The following is a 13,215-nucleotide window of genomic DNA, read 5'->3' as shown; positions in this document are numbered from 1 at the left end:
CATGGCTACGCTTGCCCCCGATGCGACTGAAGCGCTCGATCCGTTCGATGTCAGCCGCGCCGAACTTTATGCCGAGGACCGCTGGCAAGAACCGTTCCGTCGCGCCCGTGCCGAAGCGCCGATCCATTATGTAAAGGATTCGCACTTTGGATCCTATTGGTCGGTGTCGACCTATAAGCCGATCGTCCATATCGAGGCGCAGCCCAAGATATTCTCCTCTTCTTTTGAATATGGCGGCATCTCGGTCGCTTTTGATTCGGACAGAATGCTCGAACATGAGAAGCGTCTGCCCATGTTCATCGCGATGGACCCGCCCAACCATACTGCGCAGCGCCGCACCGTCGCGCCCAGTTTTGGCCCTGGCGAAGTCGCCGACATGAAAGCGGAAGTGCAGGCACGCACCGCCGAAGTGCTCGATAGCCTGCCGATCGGCGAAACTTTTGACTGGGTGCAGAAGGTCTCGATAGAGCTCACCACCGGAATGCTCGCCAAATTGTTCGATTTCCCTTGGGAAGAGCGTGACAAGCTGACCCATTGGTCCGACGTCGGCGGCGATGTTGAATTGATCCGGTCGCCGGGCGGGTTGCAGTCGCGCAACGAGACATTGGAAGAAATGGGAATGGCCTTTGCCAAGCTGTGGCAGGAAAAGGCGGCCAATCCGGGCAAGGATCTGATTTCGGTCATGCTCCAGTCCGACGCGATGAAGGAAATGGACCCGCAGGAATTTATCGGCAATTTGATCCTGCTGATTGTCGGCGGCAATGATACGACGCGCAATTCGATGTCGGCCTATGCCTATGGCCTGGCGCAATTTCCCGACGAACGCGCCAAGCTGGAGGCCGACCCGTCGCTGATTCCCAATGCGGTGAGCGAATTGATCCGCTGGCAGACCCCGCTCGCGCATATGCGGCGCACGGTTATGGAAGATACCGAGGTCGACGGCCATTTGATGAAAAAGGGCGACAAGGTGGCGCTGTGGTATATTTCGGCGAACCGCGACGAAAGCGTATTCGACGATGCTGATACTTTGCGCGTCGACCGCGACAATGCGCGGCGGCATCTGGCGTTCGGCTATGGTATTCATCGCTGCGTTGGCGCCCGCGTTGCCGAACTGCAGCTTGTGACTTTGCTGGAGGAAATGGCGAAACGGCGGCTGCGCGTGAAGGTGATGGCGGAACCGGTGCGGGTGTCCGCCTGTTTCGTCCATGGCTATAAATCGCTTCAGGTGCAGCTTGAACATTATTGATTGCGGCAGACCATGACAAAGCAAATGAAAACCCGCGACCGCATTCTTGTCACGGCGCGGCACCTGTTCAATGAACAGCGGTTCGGCACGGTTTCGACCGCCGCCATTGCCGCCGATCTTGGCATTGCCGAGGGCAATCTTTGGTATCATTTCCGCAGCAAGCGTGCGTTGCTGGATGCGATCAGCAATGAATTTGCCGAGGCGATTGATGTGCGGCTGGCGATGCGGCCCGCGCCGGAAAGCGATGTGATCGAAGCCTATGTGGACTGGCTGGGTAGCGTGTTGCGCGAATTTTCCGCCTATCGTTTCCTCTATCGCGACCGCGCCGATTATGGCGAGCATAGTCCGGTGGTGCTGGACCATATTGCCGAATGGTTCGACCGCACGCATGAACAGTTGCGCGCCTATCTGGGGGCAATGATTGATCAGGGCCTTCTCGACTGGCCGCGCGACCGGCTCGCCGACCTCTGCACCAATGCGCTGATTATTTTGCGCTATGGTCTGGAGTTTCAGCGCGAGGCAGACCCGTTGGTCAAGGGGGCGCTCGCCGAAGGACGCTGGACCGTCGAACGGCAACTGTCCTTGTTCGAAGACCGCCTTGATCCTGCGGCGGCCAAGCGCTTTCACCGCGCCATTGAAAAAGCGGAGTTGGAGCCTGTGGCCTGAGCGACCATTCCAAACCCACGCCAGTCACGTTAAGGATCAACCATGCCCCGTACTCTTGAATTCTTCTTCGACCTGTCCTCACCTTGGACCTATCTGGCCTTTGCCAATGTGCATGACCTGATTGACCGCCGTGGCGCGATCGCGACTTTTCGTCCGATTTTGGTTGGCGGGGTGTTCAATGCGGTTAATCCGGGCGTTTATGCCGCGCGCGAACAAAGCGATAATCGCAAGCTTCAGCATAGCTGGAAGGTGCTGAAAGACTGGGCGGGCCTCGCGGGCGTCGATATGAACTTCCCGTCCCAATATCATCCCGCGAAAAGCGTTGCCGCGATGCGGTTTTGCTGTGCGTTAGAGGATGATCAGGACGCGCTGATCGGTTTTGCCCGCGCCGCCTTTGCCAGCTATTTTGGCGCGCAAGAGAATCTCGACGACCCTGACACTCTCGAAGCCGTTGCCCGTGCAGCGGGTCTGGACGGAGCCGCTATACGCGCTGCATCGACCACGGACGCGGTCAAGGCGCGGCTGCGCACCAACACCGAAGAATTGATTGCGCGCGGTGGCTATGGTTCGCCGACGCTCTTTGTTGATACAACCGATATGTATTTCGGAAATGACCAATTGCCGCTGGTTGAGGCGGCGCTGAAAAGGACGGACCTATGAAAGACCGCGTCTCCATCACCATGCTCGATGGCGGCATTGCCGATGTTCGGCTGATCCGCGCCGACAAGATGAATGCGCTGGACCCTGCCATGTTCGCGGGCATCACCGAAGCCATCGACCAGCTGAAGACCATGGCCGGCCTTCGCGTCGTTGTCCTGTCGGGTGAAGGACGCGCCTTTTGTGCCGGGCTCGATATGGGGAGTATGGCGGGCGGCGGATCGGGCAACGACCTGATGGCGCGCCACGCCGATGGGGCCAATGTGCCGCAATATGTGGCCTGGGGCTGGCGTGCGCTGCCGGTGCCGGTGATCGCGGCGGTGCATGGTGTCGCCATGGGCGGCGGGTGTCAGATCATGTCGGGCGCCGACATTCGCATCATCCATCCCGCCACGCGCTGCGCGATCATGGAGCTGAAATGGGGGCTGGTCCCCGATATGGCAGGTTTTCCGCTGTGGCGCGGCATGGTTCGCGACGATGTGCTGCGCGAGCTGACCTATACCAACCGCGAATTTTCAGGGGCCGAAGCGGTCGAATTCGGCTTGGCAACGCGCACCTCGGATGATCCTTATGCGGCGGCGATGGAATTGGCGCAGGCGATTTCGGGCAAGAATCCGCACGCGATCCGCGGCGCCAAACGGCTGTGCAATGCGCTGGGCGATCTCAGCGATTCCGATCTGCTGCTGCTGGAAAGCAAAGAACAGGCGGCGATTATTCGTAAGCCGAACCAGATCGAAGCGGTAATGGCGAATATGGAGAAGCGCGCGCCCAGTTTTGTGGACTAAAGCAGGCTGATAAAGTGCGCAGCGTTCAGCCACTCTATTTCGCGGCGGTCGCGCATCGCCTGAGCCTCTGCATCAATCCCCCAGCGCCGTTCCTGATAGAGTTCGTCAAGAATGACGGCTTGCCATAAGCTGTTGGCATCATAGCTACCTTCGGTCAGCGCCAGTCCGGCGACCAGTGACCCCCCAATGGTAACCAAGGGTGCCAGCGCCGCGAGGCGAAAGGCATCGTGCGTGAGCACATGGTCGCGCAGCTTTGTCACCGTCACGACTGGCTGATCCACCGGCAAAATGCCTTGCGTCAGCACAAATTCAATTTCGAAGTGCGTCTCCGCCCATGCCAGCAACGGGTTCCACAACTTTGCTTGTTCACCCAGCAGCGCGCTGTCGCGATCCTCACGATAACAAAGCAAATCGCTTGCCGCATAAGCGGCGATAGGTTCGGCAAAGCGTGGCAGATCGGGCGCGGCAAGGTCGATGGCGGCGTTGGCGATTCCGGTCAGCGGCATGGTTTCAGGCGCGATAGTGTCACCCTGCGCCTGCCACTCTGCGGCAATCGCTTCGCCCAGCGCCGCGCTTGGCAGCACGAGCGGCGCGCGCGCGGGCGTGCGAACCGGCCGCCCGTCGAGCACGATACCCCAGCCTTCGCCTTCGGCGACGGCACTGGCCTTGGTCCAAAAGCGTTTCATTCAGTTGCCCGGAGATTTCCAGCGACGCGCCAACAGCTTTGGCATCACGGCAAAATCAAAGGCGCCGATCAAAACCAGCGCGCCGCCGACCCAGCGGTCCACGTCGGGTCCGGTGATGGACCAGCGTCCGGCAATCAGCAGGAAACCCGCCATCAACATCGCAATGCCGATGACACGCATCATCGAGAGCGCGAGATAGCGTTTTTTGGCGAGGTCGTCGGCTGCCTGTGTCATGCGCCCACCCTATCGCCGCCAAGGTGGCGCATCAACTCTGCCATTGCGCCATGGCCCTGCGCTGTCAGGCCGGTGATGACGCGGTCGCGTTCATCGGCGGGTTTGTTCTGCGACAGTTTCAGCGTCGGTCGCCACGCGCTGATCTCGACCTCGAAGCCGATGATCGCGTCGGTCATGCGGCCAAAGCTGGCGGGCGACATTTTTTCGCGTGTCCAGGGCGGGGTGGCACCGATGCGTGCTTCATGCTGCGCCGTCAGGGCATCGAGCTGAGCAATCAGGGCGTTCGTATCGAGCTTGCGGGCGCGGCCCTCCATTTCGACGGCGACATAGTTCCAGGTCGGGACCTGATCGGCTCCCTCATACCAGCCGGGGCTGACATAGGCGTCGGGGCCTTGCACCACGACCAACAGCGTCGCGCCATCAAGGTGGCGGGTCAGGCCATTGCCGCGCGCCAGATGACATTGCAGCGTGCGGGCGTCTTCGCTCAACAGAATAGGGGCATGGGCGACGCGCGGGCCATCGGGCGTGGCGGCAAAGAGGGACGCAAAGCCGATCTCGCGCACCAACAGCGCAGCCAGTGCCTCATCCTTGGGGCGAAAAGCAGGATTGGGATGCATCAGCGTGGCTTGACGGGGCGGGCTGGATGCTTCTTGGCGCTGGGACGCTTGCCTGCGGGCCGCTTTGGCGAAGGTTTGCCGGATTTGGGCTTGGGTGCTCTTTCCTTGCCGGTTTTTCCAACAAAGTCGGTTGGCTTGCTGTCACCCGTCCGTCCGCGCCGTTCGCCGCGGCGTGCCTTGCGGATCTGTTTGCTATGCGCCTTGGCCGCGGCCTTTATTGCGGCCTTGGGCGGTGGCCCGCGCTCTTCGGCGCCGCTACCCACGTCGCCGAGCAGCAAGTCAAAGCCCAGCGCATCGAGGCTGGCAGAAAAATGTTCGGGCGGTTCGGCGCTGATGTCGATGACGCCGCCGTCGGGATGGTCGATCCGCAGCCGCCGGCTGTGCAAGTGCATCTTGCGGCTGATCGTTCCGGTGAGGAACGCGCCCTTGCCGCCATATTTGCCGTCGCCGACAATCGGGTGCCCGATGGCCGCCATATGAACGCGCAACTGGTGCGTGCGCCCGGTCAGGGGCTGCAGCTCGACCCAGCAGGTGCTGTTGCCCGCGCGTTCGATGATGCGATAGCGGGTGCGCGAAGGCAGCCCCTCGTCATGGACGTGCATTTTCTCGCCGCCCGAACCGGGCTGCTTGGCGAGCGGCAGGTCGATCTCGCCCTGTGCGATGTCGGGGACGCCAACGATGATCGCCCAATATGTTTTGCGCGCGCTACGGTTCGAAAAGGCTTTGGCGAACCAGGCAGCCGCGCGCGGTGTACGCGCGACCAGCAACGCGCCCGACGTATCCTTGTCGAGCCGGTGGACCAGCTTGGGGCGCACGGGGCCGTCAAATTTCAGGGCGTCGAGCAGGCCGTCGACATGATGTTCGGTCTTGGTGCCGCCTTGCGTGGCGAGACCCGGCAGTTTGTTGAGGACCAACGCGGCGGCATCGCGATGAATGAGCATCGACGTTGCCAACTCGACATCGGCGTCGGTCAGCGCACGTCCCTTGCGCGCGGGGCGGGCGACGGTTTCAACCGGCGGCATCGGCATGGCCAGCTTTTGCCCCGTTGCAATGCGATCCGACACATCCGCCTTGCGTCCGTCGAGCGTGACTTGCCCCGACCGCGCCCAGCGCGCCAGCAGCGCGTGCGGCGTTCCCGGCCGGTGGCGCTTGAACCAGCGGTCAAGCCGAATGCCGTCATCCTCGGCATCGATTATGGCGTTATCGTCCTTCATGCCGGCAGAGCCCGCATGGCGAAAAGACCGATGCCACAAGCGACAATCGCGCCAATGACCGACGCCAGCACATAGAAGGCGGCTTGCCCGGTCTGACCGCGCTCAAACAACAGCCAGAATTCCATGCTGAACGATGAAAAGGTGGTGAAACCGCCCAACATGCCGACGCCCAGAAACAGCCGCATCGCCTCTGTCCCGCCGCTACGGGCCAGCCAGCCGATCAACAGCCCCATTGCGAGGCCTCCAACGATATTGGCGGTCATCGTCCACCACGGAAAACCCGGCCCCAGCCGCGCCAACATGAAATGGCCCAGCAGGTGGCGTCCTCCGGCGCCGATTGCGCCGCCGATCATCACAGGAAACAGGTTGTTCATCCGCCACGCCCTAGCCGCAAAAGCGGCGGCTGGCAAAGCGGCGATTCAATTGCCCGCGAACGTCTAAGGTCACGCATCGGATGGCCAGCCAAAACCGGGATTGACCTTTGGAACAGAACAGGTCCAAAATGGAGAAAGGTCAACAGGGTCTGCCGACCGATCATCAAGACTCAACACGGCTTTGTCCAAAATGGTGGCAAATCGGTGCGAACAAATCGAGTCTTGTTCCACTCTGACGGCATAAGGGCACCAAGGCGGACTGAGTTATGGGGAGAGGGGCGAATGGCGATGGCAGATTTGGTGATGCCGGTTGAACGTACGGGGTGGACTGGGGATGGTTTCGCCTTTGCCGATGGCGGCCCGCAACCGCGGCTGTTGCTGGTCGGATCTCATATGGAGGATCGGTCGCGCGAGACGCTGGCAAAGCATGGTCATATCGACGTGGTTGCCACCGTCGCGCCCGCCGTTGCTGCTGCGCATCTGGACCGTATGGCGCTTGCCGATATCGTCTGGATTGTTGCGGCGGATGCTATCGGCGACGCGGACCTTGCCGAGCTGAGCATGGCGATTACGCAGCGTGGGTGCCGCCTTTTGTGTGAAACGTCGTTGGCGGGACTCGACCGGATGGCTGCGAGTTTCGGGTCGGCGGTGCGCGTGGAATATCTTGTAGATTGTGACGATGCCGACCGGCTGTTGGCACTTGCCGCTGTTCAGAACGGTCGCGCCACTATGGTCCATGATGTCACACGCGATGGCAGTTTGGAACGGATCGACCAGTTGCAGGAAGAGGTTGCACGGATTTCCCGTGCCCTTGGTGAATTGGCTGGACAAAGGGCGGGTGGCTTTGCCGCGCCACACTATGCTCTACAGCCGGACGACCGGATCGGACTGGCCGCGCACGTCCAGGCGCCGGTGCGCGACTTTGCCGTGGGGCCGCGCAGCTTCGTTCCCGAAGAACGCGGGGCGGTGCTGCGAAACAAGGCAAAGCGTGTCCGGCGCATCATTCGCGAACGGCGGATGCGCGAACAGTTTTTTCCCGCCGACCTGTTTGCCGACCCGGCCTGGGACATGCTGCTCGATCTTTATGCCGCGCGGTTGGAACAACAGCCGGTGGCGGTGTCGAGCCTGTGCATCGCCGCCGCGGTTCCTGCGACCACGGCGCTGCGCTGGATCAAGACGATGACCGATAGCGACATGTTCGTGCGTGAGGCCGATCCGCACGATGGCCGCCGCATCTTTATCGCGCTGGGCGATACGGCGGCACAAGGGCTGGACCGCTATTTCGAGGCGCTCGACGACTAGGGATTCAATCTTGCATCTTGCCAGCCCCGCCAAGCTGTGGCAGTGGCGCGCTCCCGATCAGGGGCGCTTAGCTCAGTTGGTAGAGCATCTCGTTTACACCGAGAGGGTCGGCGGTTCGAGCCCGTCAGCGCCCACCATAACCGGAAAATGCCGAGCCAAGACCGGTGGATAAGCGCAAAGCTTTGGTGCTCTATGCCTCCGGTGAATCTGGCAGCTGAAATTCGAAACTGGCAATTTTCCAATCCTTCCCGTCAGGAAGAAGCTTGTAGGTGAATTGATATCGTCCATCGGCGATATCATAATAGCCCTTGATTTCGAGAACGCCCCTGCTGTTCAGGACTTTAGCTGCTTCGATTGTAGGGTGCCCGTCCAGCAGCAGCTTCAGCTCATGTTTTTCCTCCCGGGCTTTGCCAAAGCTGGCCTCAAGCTTGCTCAGCGTCATGCTGTTGACCCAATGATCGTGGAACGAAGAAAAATCACGGTCATCGAGCGATTCGACAAAGCGATTAGTCATAAGGCGGGTGATGCTGATCTGCGTGTCGAGGGGCGGCGGATCGGAAATGGAGCTGCCGCCCTGTGACCTCATGCCCGCCCATTCGGCCTCGATCGCATTGATCCGCCATTCGCCGTCTTCTTTGACGAGGCGGACGGTCAGCGGGACCACCGCACCTTCACTGGTTGTCGCTGTTCCTTTCAAGGTTCCGATACTGTTTTCTATAGAACGCGAGGACCAACTCGTTTTGGCCACTTTGTCGAACCCATAGGCCTTAATGAACCGCGTCGTTTTTTCGGCGCTATTGTCCTTCTGCAAGCTTTTCGACGTCAAAGCATAGGCCGATGTCATGTCGCCCGCGCGCGTGGCGGCGAAAAAGCGGTCGGCCGTATCGGTGATGCCGCTTGTGGCGTAAATGGCGATGCCAGTGATAAGCGTCACGGCCGCAACAATGCCCAACAGGACTTTCACCCAGGTCTTCATGCGCAATTCCCCTCTTGCGAAATGCGACCTGAAATATTCCGCGATTATACTGTCCAATAGAGTCGGGCAGCTCCGCAGTTTCGCCTCTGACTAACATAGCGGAAGGCGATAAGGCAAATATCGCGCTACGATATGACTATCGTCAAGGAGCGGCGTCGGCGGTCTGCCAATTGGCGGTCACATCGCCGTCGCCTTCGTCGCTGTCCTCGGCGACTGTTACGACTGCCCCGTCGGCGGCGAGCCGTTTTTGCACGACAAGCGCGCCGGCTCCTTTGAGCTCGACCGAGATCGGCGCGCGGCGGATGGCCCATAGCAGCAAGGCGTAATTGGCCGCCGACGCATCGGCGACTTTCCCGTCGGCCACGGTAACAGAGGGCAGCGGCAACAACGGCGGTTCAAGTTCAACCGCCCAGCTGGGACGGGCGCGGCTGAGGCGCATTTCTAGCGCGCGATAGGCGGCGAGTCCGGCGTCGGGCAGTCGCGCTGAACGGACTGTTGCGCGTTTTTTGACATTGTCGACCGTCACCGCCTTGGGGTCGACTCCGGCGAGCAGCGCCAGATCGCGGCTGATTTCTGCATTGTCGTGCATACCGCGCGCCGTGGCGTCGCGCATTTGTTCGATGTCGTTGCGCGCGGCGGCCAGATCAACCGAGGACCCGATCAGATACTGATCAATCGTCACCGAGGCGGCGGTCCCGAGACGGATTTCTAGGGCCGATTTGACGCGACTATCCGCCGCCGTTTCGGCTGTTCGTGTCAGGACCGATGCCTGCACCAATATGGGTGACGTCGAGGCGTCGACGAGCAGGTCCGTCACGCGGCTATTCTTGGGAAACACGTCGCGGATTGCGGCCTTGGACTGCGTTTGCACTGTGGCTTCCCACGCAATCTGGCGCAGCGAATAACCAAGCGGCAGCGCGAGCAGCAGGAAAGAGGCGATAATGATCACGGTCTGCCAGCGCGAGGTGTCGGGCGACAATCGCGCCGAAAAACCATAAGCGCGCGCGACAATCGCCGCCGACAGCGCAATGGTCATGAAGTTGGTAAAGAACAGCAGCAGCGCGCCGCCGAAAATGTTCCACTGTGCGGTGGCAAGGCCGAAACCGACGACCGCGAGCGGCGGCATCAAGGCGGTAGCGATGGCGACGCCGATGATCGTGCCTTCGCGCCCGCGCACCACCGCATAACTGCCGGCGAGGGCGGAAAAGAGCGCGACGCCAAGGTCGAAGAGCGATGGTCGGGTACGTGCCGCGATTTCGCTGGTGACCGCCTCGATTGGCGAGGCCTTGACCAATATGACGCACAAGATCAGCGCCAGAACGACCCCGATCAACAGGGTTCGCACGCTTTCTTTCATCCAGCGGAAATCGCCGGTGGCAATCGCAAAGCCCAGCGCGATGATCGGCCCCATCAGCGGGGCGATAAGCATCGCGCCGATAATTACCGCGACGCTGTTTTGCAGCAGGCCGATAATGGCAATGCCCGCCGACATGCAGATCATGAAGGCGTATCGCGTCGACCAGGCGCTGTCGGGGCGGATTTTGGCGACGACCGCCGACTGGTCGATCTGCGATACTTCGTGGCGCCAGTTGGCGCGGAAATAGACGATCCGGCGGAGCAAGGAACCGCGCCATTGCTGCGCGGTTTCGGTCACTTTATCGGCGACCTTGTCCTTCATTTTCTCCTTGGCCTTATCGGCCGGGATCGCCTCTTCGTTTGTCATGCAGCCAGCTTGCGAAGCACATATTGGAGGATGCCGCCATTCATATAATATTCGATCTCGTTGGCGGTATCGATGCGGCACAGCGTGTCAAAGCTGAAGCTCGTGCCATCAGGACGAGTCACCGTTACCGTCACCATCTGGCGCGGTTTCAGGTCGGCAATGCCGGTGATGGTAAAGCTGTCGTCGCCGGTCAGGCCCAGTGTTTCGCGCGTGTCGCCGTCCTGAAATTGCAGCGGCAGGACGCCCATGCCGACGAGGTTCGACCGGTGGATGCGTTCAAAGCTTTCGACGATGACGGCGCGGACGCCGAGCAGGTTGGTGCCCTTGGCCGCCCAGTCGCGCGAGCTGCCGGTGCCATATTCCTTGCCGGCGACGACCACCAGCGGCGTGCCGTCGGCCTTGTGGCGCATGGCAACGTCGTAAATCGGCAGCACTTCGTCGCCATAGCGCGACATGCCGCCCTCGATTCCGGGGACCATTTCATTCTTGATGCGGATATTGGCAAAGGTGCCGCGCATCATGACGTCGTGGTGGCCGCGGCGCGAGCCATAGCTGTTGAAGTCGGCGCGGTTGACCTGATGTTCCATCAACCATTTGCCGGCCGGACTGTCGGCCTTGATCGCGCCAGCGGGCGAAATATGGTCGGTGGTGATCGAATCCCCCAATAACGCCAAAGGCTTGGCGTCGATGACATCAGCGACGGGCGCAGGGGTCATTTCCATGCCGTCAAAATAGGGCGGGTTGGCGACATAGGTCGATCCGGCGCGCCATTGATAGGTGTCCGATCCTTCGACGTCGATTTTCTGCCAATGTTCGTCGCCGCGATAAACATGCGCATAGCGGGCTTCGAACATGTCGCGGTTGACGCTGGTCGCAATCGTGTCGGCGACCTCTTGGCTCGTCGGCCAAATGTCCTTGAGATAGACGTCAACACCATCCTTGCTTTGCCCGATCGGGGTGGTGGTGAAGTCCTGCGTCACTGTGCCTTTCAGCGCATAGGCGACGACGAGCGGCGGCGAGGCGAGATAGTTGGCGCGCACGTCGGGCGACACGCGGCCTTCAAAGTTGCGGTTGCCCGACAGGACGGCGGCGGCAACGATGTTGTTGCCGTTGATCGCCTCGGAAATCGGCGGCGCCAGCGGCCCCGAATTGCCGATGCAAGTGGTGCAGCCATAACCGACAAGGTTGTAACCGATCGCGTCCAGATGCTCCTGCAACCCCGATTTGACCAGATAGTCGGTGACGACCTGTGACCCCGGAGCCAGCGAGGTTTTTACCCACGGCTTGGGCTTCATGCCCAGCGCATTTGCTTTTTTGGCGACCAGCCCCGCGGCGACCATGACGCCGGGGTTCGACGTGTTGGTGCAGCTGGTGATCGCGGCGATGACAACGTCGCCGTCGCCAATGTCGTGGCTGGCGCCCGCAACGGGAACGCGCGCGGGCGAATCCTTGCCATAGACCGATTTGAGGTCGGCGTGGAATTCGTCATCAACCTCGGTCAGCACCACCTTGTCCTGCGGGCGCTTTGGTCCGGCAAGGCTGGGCACCACGGTCGACATGTCGAGCCCGAGGGTCGATGTGAACACCGGATCGGGCATATCGGCATGACGCCACAGCCCCTGCGCCTTGGCATAGGCCTCCGCCAGCGCCAGCGTCTCTTCGCTGCGGCCGGTCAGGCGCATATAATCGAGCGTCTTGTCATCAATGCCAAAAAAGCCGCATGTCGCGCCATATTCGGGCGACATATTGGCGAGCGTCGCGCGGTCGGCGAGAGTCAGCCCGTCGAGGCCGGGGCCATAATATTCGACGAAGCAGCCGACAACGCCATGCGCGCGCAGCATTTGCGTCGCGGTGAGCACCAGGTCGGTCGCGGTGACGCCCTCGGCCAGCTTGCCGGTCAGTTTGAACCCGACGACCTTGGGGATCAGCATCGACACCGGCTGGCCCAGCATCGCCGCCTCTGCCTCGATCCCGCCGACGCCCCAGCCGAGCACGCCCAGCCCGTTGATCATCGTCGTGTGGCTGTCGGTGCCGACGCAGGTGTCGGGATAGGCGACCATCGTGCCGTCGGCATCGTTCGACGACCACACCGCCTGCGCGATATGTTCCAGGTTCACCTGATGGCAGATGCCCGTTCCCGGCGGCACCGCCTTGAAATTGTCGAGGCTTTTCGATCCCCATTTCAGGAAGTCATAGCGTTCGCCATTGCGGTAATATTCGATTTCGACGTTTTTCTCGAACGCCTTGGGCGTGCCGAATTCGTCGACCATGACCGAATGATCGATGACAAGGTGGACGGGGACCAGCGGATTGATCTTTGACGTGTCGCCGCCCAGTTTCGCAATCGCATCGCGCATCGCGGCCAGATCGACGACGCAGGGAACGCCGGTGAAATCCTGCAACAGCACGCGCGCGGGGCGATATTGAATTTCCTTGGAGGATGTCGGGTCTTTTTGCCAATCGACCAGCGCCTGCGCGTCGTCGGTCGATACGGTGAAACCGCCATCTTCGAACCGCAGCAGATTTTCCAGCAACACCTTCATCGAAAAGGGCAGGCGCGACACATCGCCCAGCTTCGCCGCCGCCTTGGCCAGGCTGTAAAAGGCGTATTTTTTGTCGCCAACGCTTAACGTGTCGCGGGTGCCCAAAGTGTCGGTGCCGGTGCTAGTCATAAAACCATGTCCCTGTTGTGGCGCGGCGGGGAAAGACCCCCACGCCCAGCCGGGAGAGCGGGG

At 61.1% G+C, this 13,215-nt stretch carries 13 protein-coding genes and 1 tRNA gene; 6 read left to right on the top strand and 8 right to left on the bottom strand.

Going from position 1 to position 13,215, the window contains the following annotated elements; genetic code table 11:
* Nucleotide 1 precedes the first annotated feature (1 nt).
* The 4 genes from ACR3XE_RS13895 to ACR3XE_RS13880 are packed head-to-tail and all read left to right on the top strand — an operon-like array spanning nt 2 to nt 3,354.
* Entirely contained in the window at nt 2-1,246 is a 1,245-nt protein-coding gene (locus ACR3XE_RS13895; RefSeq protein ID WP_486185812.1) for a cytochrome P450, read from the top strand.
* A 24-nt stretch (nt 1,247-1,270) separates the two neighbouring features.
* Nucleotides 1,271-1,912 carry a TetR/AcrR family transcriptional regulator gene (locus tag ACR3XE_RS13890; protein ID WP_473699620.1) on the top strand — a complete coding sequence of 214 codons (642 nt, stop codon included), beginning with the start codon at nt 1,271-1,273 and terminating at the stop codon, nt 1,910-1,912.
* A gap of 42 nt (nt 1,913-1,954) precedes the next feature.
* Nucleotides 1,955-2,572: a 2-hydroxychromene-2-carboxylate isomerase gene (locus tag ACR3XE_RS13885; RefSeq protein WP_473699621.1), complete on the top strand. Its 618-nt coding sequence runs from the start codon at nt 1,955-1,957 to the stop codon at nt 2,570-2,572.
* Nucleotides 2,569-3,354, top strand: a complete 786-nt coding sequence (locus ACR3XE_RS13880) for a crotonase/enoyl-CoA hydratase family protein (protein WP_473699622.1) — start codon at nt 2,569-2,571, stop codon at nt 3,352-3,354. The genes ACR3XE_RS13885 and ACR3XE_RS13880 overlap by 4 nt, the downstream gene beginning before the upstream one ends.
* Here ACR3XE_RS13880 and ACR3XE_RS13875 read toward each other — a convergent pair.
* The 5 genes from ACR3XE_RS13875 to ACR3XE_RS13855 are packed head-to-tail and all read right to left on the bottom strand — an operon-like array spanning nt 3,351 to nt 6,479.
* The gene (locus tag ACR3XE_RS13875) at nt 3,351-4,040 is read right to left on the bottom strand and encodes an ATP12 family chaperone protein (protein WP_473699623.1); all 690 of its coding nucleotides are present in this window, start codon (nt 4,038-4,040) and stop codon (nt 3,351-3,353) included. The two genes, ACR3XE_RS13880 and ACR3XE_RS13875, sit on opposite strands and share 4 nt — an antisense overlap.
* Nucleotides 4,041-4,274: a hypothetical protein gene (locus ACR3XE_RS13870; protein WP_473699624.1), complete on the bottom strand. Its 234-nt coding sequence runs from the start codon at nt 4,272-4,274 to the stop codon at nt 4,041-4,043.
* Nucleotides 4,271-4,891 (bottom strand): FMN-binding negative transcriptional regulator, encoded by a 621-nt coding sequence (locus ACR3XE_RS13865; RefSeq protein WP_473699625.1) that lies wholly within the window; start codon nt 4,889-4,891, stop codon nt 4,271-4,273. The genes ACR3XE_RS13870 and ACR3XE_RS13865 overlap by 4 nt, the downstream gene beginning before the upstream one ends.
* Nucleotides 4,891-6,105, bottom strand: coding sequence for an RluA family pseudouridine synthase (locus tag ACR3XE_RS13860; RefSeq protein WP_473699626.1), 1,215 nt, complete (start codon nt 6,103-6,105; stop codon nt 4,891-4,893). The genes ACR3XE_RS13865 and ACR3XE_RS13860 overlap by 1 nt, the downstream gene beginning before the upstream one ends.
* Nucleotides 6,102-6,479 carry a CrcB family protein gene (locus ACR3XE_RS13855; RefSeq protein WP_473699627.1) on the bottom strand — a complete coding sequence of 126 codons (378 nt, stop codon included), beginning with the start codon at nt 6,477-6,479 and terminating at the stop codon, nt 6,102-6,104. Before ACR3XE_RS13855 ends, ACR3XE_RS13860 begins: the two co-directional genes overlap by 4 nt.
* A 282-nt stretch (nt 6,480-6,761) precedes the next feature.
* Between ACR3XE_RS13855 and ACR3XE_RS13850 the strand changes: the two genes are divergently transcribed.
* Both ACR3XE_RS13850 and ACR3XE_RS13845 read left to right on the top strand, forming a co-directional pair.
* Nucleotides 6,762-7,781: a MarR family transcriptional regulator gene (locus ACR3XE_RS13850; protein ID WP_473699628.1), complete on the top strand. Its 1,020-nt coding sequence runs from the start codon at nt 6,762-6,764 to the stop codon at nt 7,779-7,781.
* Between the two features lie 61 nt (nt 7,782-7,842).
* Nucleotides 7,843-7,918 (top strand) — tRNA-Val (locus tag ACR3XE_RS13845).
* 53 nt (nt 7,919-7,971) lie between these two features.
* Here ACR3XE_RS13845 and ACR3XE_RS13840 read toward each other — a convergent pair.
* The 3 genes from ACR3XE_RS13840 to acnA all read right to left on the bottom strand — a co-directional run bounded on the left by ACR3XE_RS13840 (nt 7,972) and on the right by acnA (nt 13,152).
* Nucleotides 7,972-8,757, bottom strand: coding sequence for a DUF4864 domain-containing protein (locus ACR3XE_RS13840; protein WP_473699629.1), 786 nt, complete (start codon nt 8,755-8,757; stop codon nt 7,972-7,974).
* A gap of 142 nt (nt 8,758-8,899) precedes the next feature.
* A complete protein-coding gene (locus ACR3XE_RS13835) occupies nt 8,900-10,480 on the bottom strand; it encodes a TIGR00341 family protein (protein WP_473699630.1) in 1,581 nt (526 codons plus the stop codon).
* A complete protein-coding gene (acnA, locus tag ACR3XE_RS13830) occupies nt 10,477-13,152 on the bottom strand; it encodes an aconitate hydratase AcnA (protein ID WP_473699631.1) in 2,676 nt (891 codons plus the stop codon). The genes ACR3XE_RS13835 and acnA overlap by 4 nt, the downstream gene beginning before the upstream one ends.
* Between the last annotated feature and the right edge of the window lie 63 nt (nt 13,153-13,215).

The sequence above is a fragment of the Sphingopyxis sp. 10G20-10 genome (assembly GCF_057365075.1).
The sequence above is the reverse complement of the archived record's forward strand: the minus strand, read 5'-3'. Positions and strand labels throughout refer to the sequence as shown.